The sequence below is a fragment of the Intestinibacter sp. genome (assembly GCF_022780145.1).
Taxonomy (GTDB): domain Bacteria; phylum Bacillota; class Clostridia; order Peptostreptococcales; family Peptostreptococcaceae; genus Intestinibacter.
In genome coordinates, this window is sequence record NZ_JALEXO010000054.1 from 1 (window position 1) to 19972 (window position 19972).

General features: G+C 31.3%; 18 protein-coding genes and 1 other annotated feature. Of the genes, 16 read left to right on the forward strand and 2 right to left on the reverse strand.

Annotated features, from left to right (window positions below; genetic code table 11):
• The 3 genes from MR593_RS01985 to MR593_RS01995 form a co-directional block, all read left to right on the forward strand.
• Positions 1–610 (forward strand): saccharopine dehydrogenase family protein (locus tag MR593_RS01985; protein WP_290686433.1); only part of this gene is annotated, 610 nt, incomplete at its 5' end.
• Between the two features lie 169 nt (positions 611–779).
• Positions 780–1112 carry a DUF3870 domain-containing protein gene (locus MR593_RS01990; protein ID WP_290686436.1) on the forward strand — a complete coding sequence of 111 codons (333 nt, stop codon included), beginning with the start codon at positions 780–782 and terminating at the stop codon, positions 1110–1112.
• A gap of 142 nt (positions 1113–1254) precedes the next feature.
• Positions 1255–2325 carry a DUF4392 domain-containing protein gene (locus MR593_RS01995; protein ID WP_290686439.1) on the forward strand — a complete coding sequence of 357 codons (1071 nt, stop codon included), beginning with the start codon at positions 1255–1257 and terminating at the stop codon, positions 2323–2325.
• Between the two features lie 47 nt (positions 2326–2372).
• On the opposite strand, the gene yidA is transcribed toward MR593_RS01995, so the two are convergent.
• Complete coding sequence (gene yidA, locus MR593_RS02000) at positions 2373–3185, reverse strand: sugar-phosphatase (protein WP_290686442.1); 813 nt, start codon at positions 3183–3185, stop codon at positions 2373–2375.
• A 325-nt stretch (positions 3186–3510) separates the two neighbouring features.
• Positions 3511–3753 (forward strand) — a binding site (T-box leader).
• 95 nt (positions 3754–3848) lie between these two features.
• Between yidA and asnA the strand changes: the two genes are divergently transcribed.
• Together asnA and MR593_RS02010 are read left to right on the forward strand one after the other, a co-directional pair.
• Complete coding sequence (gene asnA / locus MR593_RS02005) at positions 3849–4853, forward strand: aspartate--ammonia ligase (protein ID WP_290686445.1); 1005 nt, start codon at positions 3849–3851, stop codon at positions 4851–4853.
• 210 nt (positions 4854–5063) lie between these two features.
• Entirely contained in the window at positions 5064–5456 is a 393-nt protein-coding gene (locus tag MR593_RS02010; RefSeq protein WP_290686448.1) for a hypothetical protein, read from the forward strand.
• 174 nt (positions 5457–5630) lie between these two features.
• Here the strand turns inward: MR593_RS02010 and MR593_RS02015 are convergent, their stop codons facing one another.
• The gene (locus tag MR593_RS02015; protein WP_290686451.1) at positions 5631–5771 is read right to left on the reverse strand and encodes a hypothetical protein; all 141 of its coding nucleotides are present in this window, start codon (positions 5769–5771) and stop codon (positions 5631–5633) included.
• Positions 5772–5787: 16 nt separating this feature from the next.
• Here MR593_RS02015 and MR593_RS02020 point away from each other — a divergent pair, with 16 nt between their 5' ends.
• The 11 genes from MR593_RS02020 to MR593_RS02070 all read left to right on the forward strand — a co-directional run bounded on the left by MR593_RS02020 (position 5788) and on the right by MR593_RS02070 (position 19967).
• The gene (locus MR593_RS02020) at positions 5788–6351 is read left to right on the forward strand and encodes an AEC family transporter (protein WP_290686453.1); all 564 of its coding nucleotides are present in this window, start codon (positions 5788–5790) and stop codon (positions 6349–6351) included.
• A gap of 149 nt (positions 6352–6500) precedes the next feature.
• Positions 6501–7562, forward strand: coding sequence for an SH3 domain-containing protein (locus tag MR593_RS02025; RefSeq protein WP_290686456.1), 1062 nt, complete (start codon positions 6501–6503; stop codon positions 7560–7562).
• A gap of 212 nt (positions 7563–7774) precedes the next feature.
• A complete protein-coding gene (locus MR593_RS02030; protein WP_290686459.1) occupies positions 7775–9058 on the forward strand; it encodes a helix-turn-helix transcriptional regulator in 1284 nt (427 codons plus the stop codon).
• Positions 9045–10031 carry a WYL domain-containing protein gene (locus MR593_RS02035; RefSeq protein WP_290686462.1) on the forward strand — a complete coding sequence of 329 codons (987 nt, stop codon included), beginning with the start codon at positions 9045–9047 and terminating at the stop codon, positions 10029–10031. Before MR593_RS02030 ends, MR593_RS02035 begins: the two co-directional genes overlap by 14 nt.
• Before the next feature lie 176 nt (positions 10032–10207).
• Positions 10208–11029 (forward strand): MBL fold metallo-hydrolase, encoded by an 822-nt coding sequence (locus MR593_RS02040; RefSeq protein WP_290686465.1) that lies wholly within the window; start codon positions 10208–10210, stop codon positions 11027–11029.
• Entirely contained in the window at positions 11026–12117 is a 1092-nt protein-coding gene (locus MR593_RS02045) for a hypothetical protein (RefSeq protein WP_290686468.1), read from the forward strand. Before MR593_RS02040 ends, MR593_RS02045 begins: the two co-directional genes overlap by 4 nt.
• Before the next feature lie 32 nt (positions 12118–12149).
• Complete coding sequence (locus MR593_RS02050) at positions 12150–14846, forward strand: Hsp70 family protein (protein WP_290686471.1); 2697 nt, start codon at positions 12150–12152, stop codon at positions 14844–14846.
• A 191-nt stretch (positions 14847–15037) separates the two neighbouring features.
• Positions 15038–16216, forward strand: a complete 1179-nt coding sequence (locus MR593_RS02055; protein WP_290686474.1) for a M20 metallopeptidase family protein — start codon at positions 15038–15040, stop codon at positions 16214–16216.
• A 375-nt stretch (positions 16217–16591) separates the two neighbouring features.
• Positions 16592–18253 (forward strand): ABC-F type ribosomal protection protein CplR, encoded by a 1662-nt coding sequence (cplR, locus tag MR593_RS02060; protein ID WP_290686477.1) that lies wholly within the window; start codon positions 16592–16594, stop codon positions 18251–18253.
• Between the two features lie 35 nt (positions 18254–18288).
• The gene (locus MR593_RS02065; protein WP_290686480.1) at positions 18289–19656 is read left to right on the forward strand and encodes an MATE family efflux transporter; all 1368 of its coding nucleotides are present in this window, start codon (positions 18289–18291) and stop codon (positions 19654–19656) included.
• 101 nt (positions 19657–19757) lie between these two features.
• Complete coding sequence (locus tag MR593_RS02070) at positions 19758–19967, forward strand: zinc ribbon domain-containing protein (protein ID WP_290686483.1); 210 nt, start codon at positions 19758–19760, stop codon at positions 19965–19967.
• The last annotated feature ends 5 nt before the right edge of the window (positions 19968–19972 follow it).

Consider the following 19972-nt stretch of genomic DNA (forward strand, 5'->3'; position numbering starts at 1 on the left):
GTACAACGCAGACAAGGGAGGATTTATAGTAGAGGAGGCATTTGCTGGAGAGGAGACCTTCGATATGCCAGATGGAGTCGGAACAAACGTCCTTGTCAAGGTAGAGCACGAAGAAGTAGTCACAATGCAGAGATACCTATCTAAATACGGATTAAAAAAAGCTACCTTCAAAATATCACTAGACCCAGCACTTATAAATGCACTTAAGGTCATCGACAGTCTAGGACTTAGAAGCCTACATCCAGTAGATGTCGGCGGTGTAAAGGTAGTTCCTAGAGATGTAGTTGCAGCAGTTGCGCCACAGCCTAAGGATATAGGAGATGAGATGAAGGGCGAGATGCTAGTAGGAGTTCACTGCATCGGCATAAAAGATGGCAAAAAGAAAGAAATATTTATGTACCAACCATTCGACAATCAACAATCTATGAAGGACTGGCATATGCAGGCAGTTGTTGCACAGACAGGATTTGGTGCGGCGCTTTCTATAGAGCTGATTGGTAAGGGGATTTGGAAGGACAGCGGAGTATTTTCTCCGGAGTACTTTGATCCAATGCCTTACTTGGAATTAATGAAGGAGACTGGATTTGAATATAGAATTTTGAGAAAGTAAAAATAGAGATATATAAATTTATTTTTATATTTATATTGAAAAAAATGAAAAATATGACTATCATTTAAGTATGAATATACCTCATTATATTTAATTAATTGTATTTGCACGGCTTTAAATGTCCTTTAAAGAAATTTTGTAAATACGATAAAAATTACAGGAGAACATAATGAATTATTTAGAAAATACAGTATTTGTTACAGGTCAATCTAAGCCCAGCAAGGACGATGTAATTTCATCCTCTTATTCAGTTTTCTCACTATGTGTGATAATAGATAAGGAGACAGACAGAATAGTAGATATAGCCTGCAACACTATTATGGATGAAACAGAACAATTTATAAGAGATATGCTTTGCTCGAGAAATATAGTCACTGAAGTCGACAAAATGATAGAAGTGATTCAAAGCAGATTTTTTGCATTAATTCAAAAGGCACTGATAGCAGCGTTGAAGGATGCTCAAAATAGATATCTCATGATTTTTCCAGAAAAAAGAAAATAAAATCTTATTTATTGGGTAATAAACTAAAATTTATTAACGAATTTAATTAAGGTTAAGATTATGCATGATTTGCGTGTCTTAACCTTTTTTTAATGTAAATATGCATATAAAAAAGTAAATGTTATGAAGGGGAGAATGATTTATGTATAAGGAAAATTTAGCGAAATACAATCTTGGAGAAAATTTAGATAATCTAATGAACTTAGACCCTAGAGGCTACGGTGTCTGCAGAATTTTGTATGATGCAGCCAGAAAATACACTAAAAAACCGTTGACTATAAACGCTGCTCAAAAGCTAGTCGACGAAATCAAAGAAGGTGATTTGGTGTATATAATAACAGGATTTGTACTACCTTCTCACAAAGAGGCAGAAAGCGATGGAATAATTAGCTCACTATTTTTAGCTAGAAGCTTGGTAAAGGCGTTTAATGCAAAGCCTGTGATTGTATGCCAAGAGGAAAATTTAACTGCAGTTAGAAATCTATCGTTTGAAATGGGACTTCATTTATATGATTCTATACAAAATTTGAAAAAATACCCTATTTCAATAGCTGTAGTACCATTTACAAAGGACATAAATAAAGCTGATCAAATGGCCGAGGATTTAATAAAACAAGGCACTCCAAAGGCAGTCATCAGCATAGAGCATCCTGGTAAAAATCAAAAGAACATATACCACAACTCCTTGGGTATAGATTGTACCGAATTAGAGGCAAAAACAGATATTTTATTTGAAAAGCTTGTAAAAATGGGTGTTTTAAACATAGCTATCGGCGATTTAGGAAACGAAATCGGCATGGGTACCATAGCAAATCAAGTAAAACAATACATCCCTTACGCAAATTTAGAAGATCCATCTGACAATATTGGAGCAGTTGCAAAGACAGATAACATAATAACTGCAACAGTTTCTGACTGGGGATGTAATGGATTGATGGCTGCGATTGCGTATTTAAAAAAGGATTTAGACGTATTCCACGATGGCGCTATGCAAAAAGAAGCGATGAAAATAGCAGCTAGAAGTGGGATGAACGATATGACTGGCTGGTTGCTTCCTGCAATAGATGGATTTGGGATAGATATGAACGTTTATATAGTAAATTTGATGAGAGAAATAGTAAAATCAACTTTAGAGCACGACAAGAAGAGTGCAGTATGGTTTGAAAAAGTGGAGGAGAGAGGTTACTTTAACGATAAAATCAGAGAAATGTAATAAAAAATGGCATCGATGATGCCATTTTTGTGAAATATATATAAAATCTATCTTTCTAATATAAACTTATTAATAACATGAGCAACCCCATCTTCATCGTTAGTGCGAGTTACATAATTTGCTATTTCCTTGATATCATCAGTTGCATTTCCCATAGCAACTCCAAGACCTGCGTATTCTATCATGTGCTTGTCGTTTCCTGCATCGCCAACACATATAACTTCATCCTGCTTGATGCCAAGCTCTTCAGATAGAAGGCTGATACCTGCACCCTTGTTTGCATTAGAATTTAATATTTCTAAGAAAAATGGCATACTTCTCACTATAGTGTATTTTTCGTAGAATTTTTGAGGTATTTTTTTTATGCATTCATCTAAGATTTCAGGGTGATCTATCATCATAAATTTAGACACCGCGATGTCTTTAGGTATTTGATCTATAGTTGTTACGTTTAAATGACTTCCAGTTAAGTAAGATTCATAAACTGTATAATCACTTACATCTTTATTAAATGTATAAAGAGTTCTTGTGTCGTAAAAATGGCTTCTAGAGCCTATTTCTAAGCTAAGCTCGTATAAATCACAAAGGTCGTTGTAGTCTAGAGTTAAATGAGATATAGATTCTCCTGTATGAGAATCTTGAACAAGAGCACCGTTGAATGTAGTAACGTAATCTCCTTCTTCTCTAAGATTTAATTCTTCAAGATAATTTTCAACACCTTTCAAAGGTCTTCCTGTACATAAAACGACTTTGACACCTTTTTCTTTACTTTCTTTTATGGCTTTTTTTACAGAATCTGTAACTTGATTTGAGCTGTTTAATAATGTTCCGTCTATATCTAGTGCGATTAATTTATACATGGGGGTACCTCCTAAATATATTTAAAATTTATAATTAAGTATCTATATTTTTTTCAAAATTTATCTAAGTATGTAGTCATTATATTTGACAAATAAATTATAAGTTAAGATTTGGAAAATGTAAATATGTTGAAATTTCAATGTTTTTCGTCGATTGTTGAAATTTAAAAAAAGAAAACGTTATCGAAAAAAGCAAAAAATATTTTTGTATTTATCTCTATGCATATAAAGATTAATTTTGGAGATAATAAACAATATAAAAAAGCATAAATGTTGTTGACAATAATTGGTGAATGAGTTAATATTTATATTGTCAAATTTAAGAACAAATGCTATGAAGGGAAGAGTAATTATAAAAACGAAGTCAGAGCGAGCTGGTTACGGTGTGAGTCCAGTACGAGTTTTATAACGAAGAACATCCTGGAGCTACTAACCGAAATCACATTGAGAGTAGACTTAGTCGGAACCAAACCGTTATCAGATTGGTGGCGTATATTAGTACGTTAATTGAGGTGAACTTTTAGTTAATTTAGGTGGTACCGCGGAAGTACAGTCTTTCGTCCTATTGAGTGGATGGAAGGCTTTTTTTATGGATTTATAAAGATTTGATTTTGGAAAAAGATTTATCGGATATCGAAATTATTAAAAAGGAGAGTATATGCTATGTGTTTATTGATACCAGAAAAATATGAAAACAGCTTGAATGTAATAGAGACACAACAAGCTATTAAAGATTTAAAGGATTTTTTTGAAAATAGATTAGGTGAAATACTAAAATTAACAAGAGTTTCATCACCATTATTTGTTTTACCAGAAACAGGTACAAACGACAATCTAAATGGTGTAGAAACACCTGTCAGCTTTGAAGTTCCATATCTACACAAGGATGCAGAAATAGTACATTCACTAGCTAAATGGAAGAGAATGGCTCTTAAAAAATACGGATTCAAAGTAGGTAGAGGTCTATACACTGATATGAATGCTATCAGAAAAGACGAAGAATTAGACAACCTACATTCTCTATATGTAGATCAATGGGACTGGGAGCTTGTAATAAATAAAGAAGATAGAAATATGGACACATTAAAAAGCGTAGTAAAAAAAATATTCCAAGTTTTCAAAGAAACAGAAGAGCATGTTCACGAAATATATCCAGAAGTGGGATGTGAACTACCAGAAGAAATAACTTTTATAACTTCTCAAGAGCTATTAGATATGTATCCTGACTTAACTCCAAAGGAAAGAGAAGATAAAATAGTTAGAGATAAAAAGGCAGTTTTCCTAATGCAAATAGGAAAAACTTTGAGCAACGGTGAAAAACACGACGGAAGAAGTCCAGACTACGATGACTGGGAATTAAATGGAGATATATTATTCTACAACCAAGTGCTAGAACAAGCAATAGAGCTTTCTTCTATGGGGATAAGAGTAGACGAAGAAGCCCTAGAAAGACAACTAAAAGCAGCTGGATGCGAAGACAGAAAAGAATTAGATTACCATAAGGCTTTATTAAACGGTGAATTACCTTATACAATCGGTGGAGGAATAGGACAATCTAGAATATGTATGTTCTTCCTAAATAAGGCCCATATAGGTGAAGTTCAAGTTGGAATTTGGCCAGAAGAGATGGTAGAAGAATGTAGTGAAGCTGGTATAGAATTATTATAGTAAATATTGTAACGATAGAGTTGTATATTCGAGACGTTTATACAGCTCTTTTTTTATGCTTTATTTATAACTTGTTTATTAAAAAATGATAAATATTTATTGATAAACAAGTTATATTTATCGAAAAACAATAAAATATTATTGACGCTAAAAATAAACATAGCTATAATATAGGTAAGAAATACAAAATAAAATTTAGGAGGTATAGTTATGTTCAAAAAGAAATTTGCGGTAATAGGAGTAGTATTTGTATTAATGGCTACTTTTGCGATAGTTTATTTTAATAAATCTTTAAACAGTGGTGTAGAGGAGCCTTACAATATAGTCGCAATTAATAATACTGGAGAAGGAATAAAATATATTGGATATTTTGAAGATGATGAATCTGGTGGAGTAACTAATGCAGATAATAGCTTGATGAAAAATGGGCAAAAGGTGTATTTAAATATAGAAAGTGAAAAATTCAAGCTTCAAGTTACAGACAAAAACGGCAAGGAAACAGTCAGCCAAGAATTATCAATTGATTTAGATGATAAAGATAAAACTTATCAAGTATCGATTGAAAAAAATAAAAATGGTAATTTTATTTTTATAATGAAATAGAGGAGGCAAATATTATTAGCTGTTTTAGGTGTTGTAACGGGTTGATGATAATTACAAAACTAAAATAGCTAAATCTACAAATTAGACTTCGATTTAATTATATTATTTTACAAAAAAATGTGTTATTATAGAATTTGTTTTTGAAAAATAATATAGAGAGGAGTCTTAATTTGATCAGTATACTATTAATGAAACAAATTGCTCAGCTATTTTAGCTAAAATATTTGGCAAAATATTTAAATTTAATTCAATTGAGAAGGCATCTATAATATATAGCAACGCCGGCAACTTGATAATCCCTATAGTTGCAGCCATCTTAGGAGAAGAATGGGTGTTGTATTCGTGCGCATTTATGTCAGTTCAGATTGTATTTTTATGGACACATTGTAAGATGATTATAAGTCAAGAAAATGAAGTAGATATAAAGAAAATCATGGTCAACATAAATACTATATCTATTTTAATAGGCCTTGTTTTATTTATAAGTGGAATAAGATTACCAGGTGTGCTGAGTGAGACACTGAGTTCGGTTTCAAAGCTAATAGCGCCGCTTAGCATGATAGTTTCAGGGATGCTTATGGCAGATGTGAAGTTAAAAACTATATTTACAAGCAAGAGAATTTATTTAGTCGCTTTTATGAGAATGATAGTTTACCCTGCTGTTATACTGGCATTTTTTAAGCTATCGAATTTACAAAGCTTTGTAAGCGATGGATATACTATATTGTTGGTGAGCTTTTTGGCGACTATGACACCAGCCGCGTCGACAGTTACGCAGATGGCTCAGGTTTACGACAATGATGCAGATTATGCAAATAGAATAAATATTTTTACAGTAATAGTATGTATAATTACGATGCCTCTGATGGTTATGGCGTATGAGATGTTTATGTAGAAATTTATGATATCTCCAGTAAAAAATTAATGCTGGGGATATTTTAAATTGTAACAAAAATGTAAATTTTTTATAAATCAATAGCAAAAAAGTTACATTTTTGTTACAATTATAATTGAGGAAAAAATTTTAATCGAGGAGGGGTTTTTTTGAGGAAAAAATTATTAACGTGCATGCTAATTAGTTTATTATGCACGAGCTTATGTTTTTCAAATGCTTTACCTAGTTATGCAGCGAGTAAAGCAACTTCTGTATCGAGTACAGCATCCACAAAAACTGGAACAGTTACATGTTCTAGCTTAAATGTCAGAAGTGGAGCAGGAACAAGCTACAGAAAAATAGGATCTCTATCTTATAACCAAAAAGTAACTATTGTGAGTACAGTAAATGGATGGTATAAGATAAAATACGGATCTGGATATGGTTACGTATCTGCAGATTATATCAAAACATCATCTAGCTCATCTACGAAAACAGGAACAGTTACATGTTCTAGTTTAAATGTTAGAAGTGGTGCAGGTACAAGCTATAAAAAAATAGGATCTCTATCTTATAATCAAAAAGTAACTATTGTAAGTACAGTAAATGGATGGTATAAGATAAAATATGGATCTGGATACGGCTACGTATCTGTAGACTATATCAAAACATCATCTAGTTCATCTAAAAAGCTTAAAAATTTAAATGGTTTTTTATTTGTAGGAGATTCATTTACTTATAACATCAGAAAAAATATTTATGCAAATACAAATAATGCCATAATCAGAGCTAAAGGAAGTGTAGGAGCAGGTTACTGGATTAAAAATTTCAGCCAAATGCCATCAAACAGCAGTGTAAAAGGTGTAGTACTTCAAATAGGAATAAACCACATTGGTGAAAGCTACAATATTAAAGATACAAAAACTTTAATTAAAAAATTAAGAGATAAGTATCCTAATAAAACTATTTATGTTCAAAGATTATTTCCAGTAGGTCATAATTACAGAGACAAAAATAAATACACAGCACAAAGGGAAATTAAAGAGTTTAATGCGAGTATAAAATCATACTGTAATAGTCTTAAAAATGTAAAGTACATAGATACTACTAGTGGCTTTATAAGATCTGATGGATTTTTAAAATACGAAGATCCAGAGGGTGTACATATATCATGGCAGTATTTTGAAAAATACTATCAAAATATTGAAAATGCTGTAATAAAAGCCAGTTAAAATTTAATAACATTGTAAATTTAGACCTAAATTCGCAATTATGTCGGATTTAGGTCTTTCTTATAATGCATAGGAAATTATATTCCTTTGAAATTTTGGATAAATATAATTTCCGTCATGCATTTCAAGAAAATCAACATTATGGGTCTTTAAGATAAAGATTTTCTTATTATATAATATTAAAAAAGAGAATAATTTGGGGGATATTTACTATGGAGTCTGATTTATTGATTAGAGATTATGAAAGAATAAGACATATATTGAGAGATTTTTATATTTTTGGGTGCTTTACAAAGGCCGATTATGTGAATAAAAGAGGAGTGGGTAAAAGCAAATACGATCAAGAACAGAAAAGGATAAATGCTTACTTGCCAGATGATTTTATACATAAAAAGAAGAAAAATAAAAATGTAATTCAATTTTGTGAGTACAATATGTTTAAGGACAGAGAAAATTATATAGCTAATACGTTTAGATGCAAGACATTTACAGATTTAGATATAAAATCATACTTTTATATTTTACAGCTTTTGAATGAAGAGCAACCACTGGGATTAAGTGAATTATCTAGAAGGATAAATGATATAAGATACGGTGAAGTAAATGACTATAAAAAAGGTTCTATAGATACAAAACTAAAAGAGTTAGAGTCTGCCGGATATATAACGAGTGATGGCGATGCTTCTAGACCGAAATATAGTTTAAAAGAGGATATTTTAAAGGATTTCACAGATGAAGAAATCGAGGATATCTGTATAATGTTGGAGCTAGTCAAAAATAAAGAGATGCTTCAGGTGCCATTTTTATTTTTACAAAAGAAGCTTGAGCTTTATTTGTACTACAATAGAGAGATTGAAAATGTAGACAAGGACTTGTTTTTATATAAACACAGCCATTTATTTAATGTATTAGATAATGAAATAGTAATCGAAATTTTAAGAGGAATAGAGCAAAAATCATATGTAGAAGTCACACTGATAACTAACAGAGGGGACAAGGTTTTTAGAGTTGTTCCAATAAAAATAATACACGATATGATATACGGCAGACAGTATTTATTTGGCTTTAGTGAGTTTTTCAATGATTTTACTGTAAATAGAATAGATAAAATAAAGAAAATTGAAATCAAGGAAAAAGTAGAAGATGAAAAGCTAAGTGAGATTTTAGAAAAATCAGTGGTAGAAGAAAAACTATGGTGTACATCGAATTTATCTATAAAAGATGATACTTTAGTTAAAATAGAATTTAAATTCGATGAACAAGAAGAATACTATATATTAAATAGAATAAAAAGAGAAGGACAAAATGGGAAAATAACTAAATTAGAGCAGGGACGATATTTATTTGAAATCAAAGTCAAGGACCCACAGGAGATGATACCTTGGATTAGGAGCTTTGGAGAGAGGGCAAAGGTAATTGAAAGTGGCCACTTTGAAATAGAGGAGAGAATTGTCTCTGACTGGAGGGAGTTGTTAGATAAATATGGAGCTATTTAGTGAATTTGAAAGCTGTTATTACGAGGCATTTACAAAAATGCTGTGTAAACCACCTATGACTGAGAAGGAGGCAAGGGAGTTTATAAAAGAAAATATCGATGTAGGCGTTGATTTTAAGGTTTTAAATCAATTGCTATCTAAGGATGTCTCTGAAAGCTGTGTATTTTCTTATGACAAAGATAAAAAGACTTTTTCGCCTAATGTAAATGCAGATATGCCTATTATTTTAAATAAAATAGAGATAGAGGCGTTGAAGAATTTAGTCGATATGGATGTAGCAGAGGGATTTCTATCAGAGGAAACTTTACAAAAATTAAAGCCTAAGCTAGAAAATGAAGAAAAAGGCTGGTCAATAGACGATATAAAATACAAAAGACAGTACGCTGATGGAGATAAAAATAATATCGAGGATATAAATAAAAAACTAAAAATTTTATTAAAATCTATAAAGAAAAAATGTGCAGTTAAATGCGATAATATTGCAAAATCAGGTAAAGAATACAAAGAGCAGACAATATACCCTTTAAAAATAGAGTATTCAACTATAAATGACAAATACAGATTGTACTGCTTTAAAAAAGATGACGACAAAAAGGAATACATAAAAATGAATATATCTGGATTAAGTAATTTAGAAATTCTAGAGGATAAAACGCGCGATAAGGACGAAGAATTTCTAGAATTTAATAAAAACAACACAAAAACTGTCACATTATATGTAGATCCAGAAAAGCATGTCCTAGAGAGATGCTTTAGATTATTTTCTTTTTACAATAGAAGGGCGATTTACGACGACGAGAAAAATGTGTACATTTTAGATATAGATTACTATATATACGATGAAAAAGAGGTTATAAAAAATATTTTATCTCTAGGGAGTAGAGTAATCGTAAACTCACCAGATGATATTAGAAATACAATTATATCAAGAGTCAAAATGGCCATGTCAAATTATGAGAAACTATGCGATTAAGTTCGCATAGTTTTTTTGACATTTTAAAACAAAAAAATTGGTAAATTATATATATGAAGTAACATAGATAAAACACTTCATAATACAAAATCGAAACTTGAATTTAAGGGAGTTCAAGTTTCAGTTGGAAATGTCAAAAGATACATTTCGAAAAATATAAAATTGGAGGTGACAAAATGAATACTTTTGTAGCTCTAGGAGGGGGAGATGAAGTAGGCGCAAGCTGTTATTATTTAAAATTGGGTGAAGCAAATATTATGCTAGACTGTGGTTCGAGAAACGGAATCAAAAAGTATCCTTATTTTGATACTTTAATAGAAAATAAAATACTTAGGAGTACTGATGATATAGATATAATAGCCATATCACATGCGCATAAGGATCATTATGCGGCTCTTCCTACAGTAGCAAATTTAAAAGATAGTAGGATAATATCTACACCTGAAACAAAATTGGAAATAATAAGGATGATAGATGTTTTGTATAAGAAAAATTATTTCGAGAGCGAGGAGGAAAAATTTTCTTTTAAGCATCTAGTATCGACTATATTTGAGTTTGACTATTTTGAAATAATTAAATGTAAGGATGTAGAAATTATGCTCGTACCAGCTGGACATATACCTGGTGCAGCGATTACTGTTATGTTTTACGATGGCATGAAGATAGTCTATACGGGGGACTTTTCTCTGCCACTGAGCGATAACCAGATATACAATGAATTAGCTATCGAGATGATGATGGATTGCGATTTGCTCATAATGGAAAATACGAACGGAAACGATTTTATGAGTAAGAAGATGATGTCTAAGCACAGCAATTTCGATCAAATGATGGAGTTTTTAGGGATTGTACATCCTAAAAAGTTATTTTTAATCCATCAAAATACAGATAGCTTCTATCAGTATGGATTTAAAGAAAAAATTAATGAATATTATCCTAGTATACAAACTACGAAGATTAAAAACAAAGTAATTTACGATTTGGGGGTATTAGTGTGAATAAAAATATTGAAATTATAAGTCGAGTAATTGATGAAAATTACGAAAAGATGGAGGTTAAATTTAAAAAGAGTAAAAAAATCAAATACAGAGTAGGCGATGATTCTGAATTACTAAAGTTAATATTGAGTGATCCAGAAGAGTATGCAGAATATTATCAAAATATTATAAACAAGAGATACAATCGCTTTGATGTACGCAAAAAATTAAATTTCTTGAAATTGTCAGATTATAAATACAGAAAAATGCTTTCAGATGAAGTTAAACAAATTTCTGACCTGCTTTATAAAATGTGCATAATCAACGAAGACGATATAGACAACTACAATGAAATAAATTCAATACTACAAAAATCAAGTTTAGAAAATCAAGTTAAAGAAAAAATGGTTTTAATAGATTTTTCAAAAAGATGTAAGAGAAACGATATTGTAGATTGGACTAAGACATTAAATTATGTGGACAACTTTATAAGTAGAAGTATTTTTAGAAATATATTAAACGATGTAGCAATCGAAAAGGGATTTAAAAAGAGCAAGGATGTCGGCATGAAGGTAGACGATATCAAAGACCAAATCGGTTCTATATTAAATGAAGAGGTCAGCGACGATAATTCTGAGTTGAAATTACAAAATGAAAACTTGAAAAGTGCGCTTATTTTAATAAACGACGAGCTAGACAAGTACAAACAGGATCTTGAGAAGTTCAAGGATGAAATTGAATTAAATGTTATCTCTGATTTCATTAAAGACTTAAACTCAGAAAAATACGGCAGACTTCTAGACAATTTCATAAAATGTCAAAAATCATTAAAAGAATTAAAAAGAAATAAATATGAATTTCCAGTCGAAGTAGAGTCAATACCTATACTAATAAGACAATACATAAAATTCATCCAAGAATACGGCATCAAAGAAATTCAAAGAAAGCAACAAATGATGCTTAGCTATGAAGAAGCCGCAAAGGGAAATTATATAGGTAGTCCTTACAAGGATCAAACTGAACTTAAAAAGGTAGTCGTAGATTCACCAGGCTGGATATACAAAGATATGATAATTTCCACACCTATTTATATAGAAATAGTGGATTAATTAAATAAATTTTTAAAAAGGGGGATTTAAGGATGGAAAACAAAAAGAATTATTATTGTGCCATAGACTTAGGTACAACAAATACGACTTTAGCATTTGGAATGATAAATCCGCAAACAGGAAAGCTAGATGCTAAATGTATGAAATTAAAAATGAAGCTAGCAGAGGGTGGAGTAGGTAAGAAGGATATAGTACCATCTTGCGTACTAATCGATGTAAGCGAAAACGGTGAAATAGTGCCAACTGTAGGTCCATATGCAAAACATATGAACAGCATTACACCACAAAACGTCGTTATGTCGACAAAAAGTGAAATGGGAAAAAATCACACTTATGAAATAGAAGGTAAAACTTTATCACCTGTCGATATAAGTGCATATATATTGGACTTTGTATTAAAAAATGCAAAGGAATACTTCAAGGAAAGACCTGATGATCTAGTAATAACTGTTCCAGCGTCATTCGATAGTGAAATGAGAACTGATACTATAAAGGCAGCTAAAAAAGCGGGTATCAGAGTATCAGAAGACGACGGAAGTGATAGAAATATATTACTAGATGAACCAAGAGCAGCTCTACACAATTTTATAAACTCTCTTGATAAGGGCGAACTTCCTGAGGCAATAATAGATATAAGTACACCTAAAAACGTATTAGTATACGATTTAGGAGGAGGTACACTAGATGTTTCTCTACATAAAATTTGGAGAAATGAAAGCGGTGAGGTTGAATTTGAGGACTACACAATTTCTCTTCACACATTAGTAGGTGGGGATAACTTCGATAAAATATTTACCGATTATCTATACAGCCGAATCGAAAATAAAATAGGTCAAATAACTGAATCTGAAAAACAAAGATGTATGTCAAAGCTAAGAGTTTTAGCAGAAAATGCTAAAATCGATATGACAAACCAATTTTTCGAAAATCAGATGATGGGTTTTGACGATGAAATAGAAATGGAGATAACTCAAGCAAATATCCACGATAATATAGCTATAGATGAGTTAGTCACTGAAGAAGAATACGAAGAAATTGTAAGTTCACTTATGGGAAATGAATATACAATAGAAAACGTAAAAGACGTCGAAAATGGTGAAATCATGGATACTTTAAATATAATATATCCAATTCTAGACGTCCTTGCAAAGGCAAACGAAAAGGCTGGAGAAGAAGTAAAGGTAGACGCAGTTTTATTAAATGGAGGTATGACAAAATTACCTTTAATTCAAAGAAGATTAGAGAGATTCTTTGGAATAGAACCAATAAGCCTTCAAGATCCAGATTTATCAGTAGCTTTAGGTGGAGTTTACTATCATTACAATCTTCATAATGGAATAAAACCTAAAAATATACTACCAGATACTATAGGTATAGAAACTAACGGCGGTGTAAAACATCTAGCTAAGGCTGGTGTTACTTTACCACATAAATCTAAAGTATTTGATGAATTTGAGGTTCCAAAAGATGGTGTAAATAGAATAGAAATACCATTCTATTTAGGTAATAGAACTGATACTCTACCACCTAATAGACAAATTGCCAATAGAAGCATAAGATTTGACAAAGGACTAAAAGAGGGCGATAAGGTTTCTCTTCAAGTTGAAATAAATACAGCAAAAGTCATCATAGCTACTATGTGGATAAATGGAGACGAACAAAACAGAAGAATCATGGAAGTCGATTCTAATGTAGTAGAAGCCGACAATTATCTAGCTGTGGCAAATGATACACAAAATAGTGCCGTTGAATATAAATTTGACAAGCAAGAAAAATTAACTGAAATCTACGTGGATACAGATGAAAACAAAGTCGGCAAAAATATATTCAAAGACTTGAAGAACTTCTGTAAACAACATGAAAATACCACAAATGCAGGTGTTAAAAAGAATTTCATAAATAAAGTCAAAAATATCGAAAAGCAAATAAAGGATTGCAGCAACAAGCATGAAATGGTTGGATTCATAACTGATGAATTAAAAAATGCAGGAAATAATTACTTCTATAAATCTAGACTTTGTGTAGTCCTAGGCGAAATAATTAAAATCACTGGATTAAATGAAGACATCATAGACTATATATACAGCGAAGTAAGAAGCTTAAAAGATATAAGCGAATGTTATGTATCTCCTACTAAAAAGACATATCTAAGAGTCTTGATAGAAGCCTTAGCTAAGTCTAGAGATGAAAGACTTGAAGATATATTTATAGAAGCACTTGACCTAGATTGCATCAGAAATAAACAATTTGTGATAACATCTATAGGAAAAGTCGGTCAATCTGTAGATGCATTTAACGTGGTATACAATTACATGGATGATACAGGTGATGAAAGACCTGAAGTATTTTGGGCACTTGGCAAAATCGGAAGCAGAGAAAAACAATCACCTCTTGATATAAGCGAAATAGAAGATGTAACTGATTACTTAGTAGATGTGGTAAAAAATGGATGTGATGCGTACGTATTATCACCATATAACGCACTATATGCATTGGCAGAAATTTGCGACAGACGTAATGCTGGCAACAATAAAATAGACGAAGCCAAAGCAAATGCTATAATCAGAAATATCAAAAATGCTAAGCTAAGAAATAGCACAGCACACGTTCAAGAAACACAATTTGATCAAATGAAGGAAATAGCGATTTCTGTTATAAAAGGTCAAAAACTTACAGAAGAACAAGAAAGATGCTTGCTAGATGTAAGAAGTAAATTAAAAGCAAGTTAATTATAATCCTTTCAATAAAAACGCCCACCATAAAGTTTTGTTAACAAAACACGAGCCACTATAAAAGCGATTTTGTAGTGGCTTTTCTTATTTATAAAAAATTATTAATACAATATAGTAGTATAAAAACATGTTATAATTAACTTGAAAATAATTTTTAAATATAATTTGCATACAATGGGAGTGATAATATGGCAAATATAAAGGAAGTATCTAAAAAATATGAAGGTCAAATACTAGAATTTTTTAAAGACCTACATATGCATCCAGAATTGAGTTTTAAGGAATTTAGAACTACACAAAAAATCAAGGATCTATTAATTTCATTGGGAATTGAAATCATAGATATGGGAATAGAAACAGGGGTAGTCGGCTTATTAAAAGGAAAATACGACGGACCGACAGTTGCACTTAGAGCAGATATAGATGCACTTCCTATATTAGAAGAAACAGATGTCGAATATAAGTCAACAGTAGATGGAGTAATGCATGCATGCGGTCACGACACACATACAACATCATTAATAGGTGCTGCGTTGATTTTATCAGAAATAAGAGATGAATTACACGGCAATGTTAAATTTATATTCCAACCTGCTGAAGAAAAAAATGCAGGTGCTAAAATGCTTGTAGAAGCAGGTGTAATGGACGATGTAGATGCTATATTTGGACTACATAACCATCCGGATGTGCCAGCTGGAAAAATGGGAGTTAAGTTAGGTGGACTTATGGCGGCTGTCGACACTATTTGGATAGATGTCTACGGAAAGGGTGGACACGGTGGAATACCTCAAAAAACTATAGACCCAATTGTAGCCACAAGTGGAGTTATACAAGGTATACAAACTATAGTAAGTAGAAATATAAGCCCAATCGATTCAGTAGTAGTGTCTATTGGTACTATAGAAGGTGGTACTGCAAACAACGTAATATGCGAACACGTTCATATGAGTGGTACAGTCAGAACTTTTAGCAAGGAAACTAGAGAAAAAATGCCAGAAATACTAAGTCAAAAGGTAGAAGATATAGCTAGAGGCTATGGAGCTACAGGAAAGGTTACATATAGATTTGATTTACCAGCAGTAATAAACGAAAGGGATATGTACGATTTAGCTTGCCAATCTGTCAGAGATGTGTATGGAGACGAAGGAATATTTGATCCAACACCAACAACAGGTGGAGAAGATTTCTCTATATTTACAGAAAAAAAACCGGGATTTTTCTACTGGTTAGGTTCAGGTAACCCAGAAAAAGGATGCGTAAACCAATGGCACAGTCCAAAATTCAAGGCTGATACAGATTGTTTAATGGTCGGAGCAAATGTACTCGCACAAACAGCTGTAAATTATATGTTGAAATGTACTAAATAATGATAAACCTACTTCAAATTTAATTTGTATTTGGCTAAAATTGTAAGAAAAATAAAAAATAAATATATAGTCAATTTACATTAAAAGTGCTAAAATATAAGTCGAGCAGTTTATCTGCTGAATAAATAAGAAAGGGCAAGGATGCGGGACAATGAGAATGTAATTTACTTCATATAAAAGAGTATTATAAATTTTATACCTATTTATAAAGGTATTTTTGTGATGCTCAAATATAAAGAGAGTAAATTATAGATTCATTATGCGTTGAATTGTATTTTCGGGTACATTTATTTTGTGTGCAGTTATTTTAGTGTGCGCAATTGTTTTAGAAATAATAACTCTCTTTATTTGAGCGATAATAAGGAGGGTTTTTTTATGTCGTTGTTAAAGGTTAAAAATCTAAAAAAATATTATTCAGATAGACTTGTTTTAGATATAGATATATTTGAGATAAATGAAGGAGATAAAATAGGTTTAATTGGTGGAAATGGAGTCGGTAAGAGCACATTTATAAAAGCCATAATTGGAGAAATCGAGATAGATAGTGGCGAAGTAAATCTAACAGACAGCTATTCTTATATAAGTCAAATTGGAGACGAAGCTCAGAGCTATTCAGGCAATAAAATTAAAGGCTTACTAAATGCACCTGATAAATATGAAGAGTTTTTATCTGGTGGAGAGAAAATAAAGGTAAAAATAGTAAATGCTTTGAAGGACAATAAAAAGTTAATTATAGCTGATGAACCTACCTCTAATTTAGATAAAGAAAGTATTGAGGTATTGACTGATATGCTTAAAAAACATGAAGGGGCTTTGCTCATAGTATCTCATGATAGAGATGTTTTAGATGCTCTATGCACAACTATTGCCCAAATAGAGGATTCAAAAATAAAAACATATAAGGGCAATTATACTAACTATCTAAAATTAAAGGATGCAGAAAAATGTAGACAAGACTTTGAATACAATCAATATATTTCAGAAAAGCACAGACTTGAAAAGGCTATGGAGGGCAAAATTCAAACTAGAAATAATATCAGAAAAACTCCAAAAAGAATGGGGAACTCTGAAGCAAGACTTCACAAAATGGGAGGTCAAGGCAATAAAAGAAAGCTAGATAAAAATATAAAGGCGATATCTACTAGAATTGAAAGATTAGAGGTAAAAGAGAAGGTAAAGGAAATCGAACCTATTAAAATTAACATACAAAAAGGAATGGAAATCGTAAGCAAAAATTTAGTAGAAGTGAACAATTTAGATCTAAAGGCTGGAGATAAATTGCTTCTTGAAGACGTGTCATTTAAAATCAAGAGAAATAAAAAAATAGCTTTATTAGGAGCAAATGGAAGTGGAAAGACGACTTTACTTAAAAAAATTATAGATGCAAGTAAAACAGAAAATTTGAGAGGTAAAAACATAAAAATCAATAATAAAGTAAAAATAGGATACTTCTCACAAAATCAAGATACATTAAATGAAGAAAAATCTATTTTAGAAAATGTAAAGTACAATTCCTCTTATAATGAGACATTTATAAGAATAAATTTAAGTCTATTTGGGTTTAGAGAGGACGATGTCTATAAAAAAGTAGAAGATTTAAGCGGAGGAGAAAGAGTAAAGGTCGCATTATGCAAGGTAATACTTGAGGATAATAATCTACTGATTTTAGATGAGCCGACTAATTATCTAGATATTATTTCGATGAAATCTCTAGAGGATGCCTTAAAAAATACAGAAAAAACGATGATCGTGGTATCTCATGACAAGCATTTTATAGAAGATATCTGTGATTATTTCTTAGAAATAAAGGACAAAAAAATAATCCAGTTTTCTGGAGACTACGACAGTTATATAGAAGAAAAAAATAAAGAAAAACTAAATGAAGAAGATCAAAAAAACAGCAATGAAATACTTATTTTAGAAAATAGACTAAGCAATTTAATTTCTATGATATGTATGGAGACTGATAAAGAGTTAAAGGAAAAATACGAAAAGGAATTTGACGAGATCTCAGATAAATTGAAAAAGCTGAGATAAAATATTTTAAATTAATACAAATGGGAGGTATGTATATGACAAATGATATGACAAAGGGCAATCCTTTGAAGCTATTTATATACTTTACAATACCGCTATTAATAGGTAATGTATTCCAACAGCTATACAGTATGGTAGATACTATAATAGTAGGAAGATTTGTAGGGGTTAACGCACTTGCAGCATTAGGCGCATGTAACTCCATGTTTTTCTTGGTAAATGGTCTTATTTTAGGACTTACAAGTGGTTTTTCCGTATTAGTATCGCAAAAATTCGGAGCAAAGGATGAAAAGGGCGTAAAAAAAGCAGTTGCAAGTAACATCACATTGACTATAGTTTTAACTGTAATAATCACTATAATTGCACTGTTAATAATAAATCCACTTCTAAATATGATGAATACGCCAGACAGCATCTACCATGATGCAAAAATATATATAACAATAATTTACGCTGGAATAATAACTCAAACAGCGTACAATATGTCAGCAGGTATATTGAGAGCTTTGGGAGATAGTAAGACTCCGCTTTACTTCTTGATACTTGCTTCACTTTTAAATGTAGTTTTGGACTTAGTTTTCATAGTAAACTTCAAAATGGGAGTTGCAGGAGCAGCATATGCTACAAATATAGCCCAAGGAGTTTCGGCGGTATTATGTCTAATATACAGCTACAGTAAATACAAAATACTTAGACTTAAAAAAGAAGATTTTAAGGTTGAAAGAAGCTATTATTCTACACATTTAAAAATCGCTATACCGATGTCTATGCAATTTTCAGTAACAGCTGTAGGTATAATTATAGTCCAAAGCGCTATAAACACATTTGGAGCTACAGTAATAGCATCTTACACAGCAGCATCAAAGGTACAGCAATTAGTTATGCAACCATCGATTTCATTCGGAGTTACAATGGCTACCTATGCAGGTCAGAATCTAGGTGCTAGAAGATTTGACCGTATAAAACATGGAATGAGAATAATGAACGTAGTTTCAATAGTGACTAGTATAATCTCAGCATTTGCATTATTCAGCCTCGGCAAATATTTCGTAATGCTATTTATAGAAAATCCAACTCAAGAAATTTTTAACTATGCACAACAGGTTTTAAATTACAGTGCGATGTTCTTTATACCGCTTGGATTTATATTTGTGTACAGAAATGCGCTTCAAGGAATGGGGCAATCATTTGTACCTATGATGGCAGGATTTTTTGAACTATGTGCAAGAGCTCTAGTTGCATTTACATTACCTAGATTTATAGGATATATAGGTATATGCTTAGCTGATCCGATTGCATGGATATCAGCAGCCGTACCTCTTATGATTACCTATTATATAAAAATGAGAAAAATCGATAGCGAAAATCAACAATTGGAAGAATTAAAAAGTAAAGCAATATAAGATTATAAAGGTTACAAATAAATTACTATTTTTAAAAATCCATGTTAAATACAACTTGTAATGCTAAAATTATAGTATATTAAAAATAGGGGGAATTTAATATGGAAACTAAAGAATATGTTTGTCCTAAATGTGGATGTAAAGAGTTTGAAAGCGATCAATTCCAAGCAACAGGAGGAAATTTTTCTAAAGTATTTAACGTACAAAATAAAAAATTTGTTACAATAAGCTGTAAAAATTGTGGATATACAGAATTGTATAAAGCTCAAACTTCTACAGGTATGAATGTATTAGACTTTTTAATTGGTTAATAATT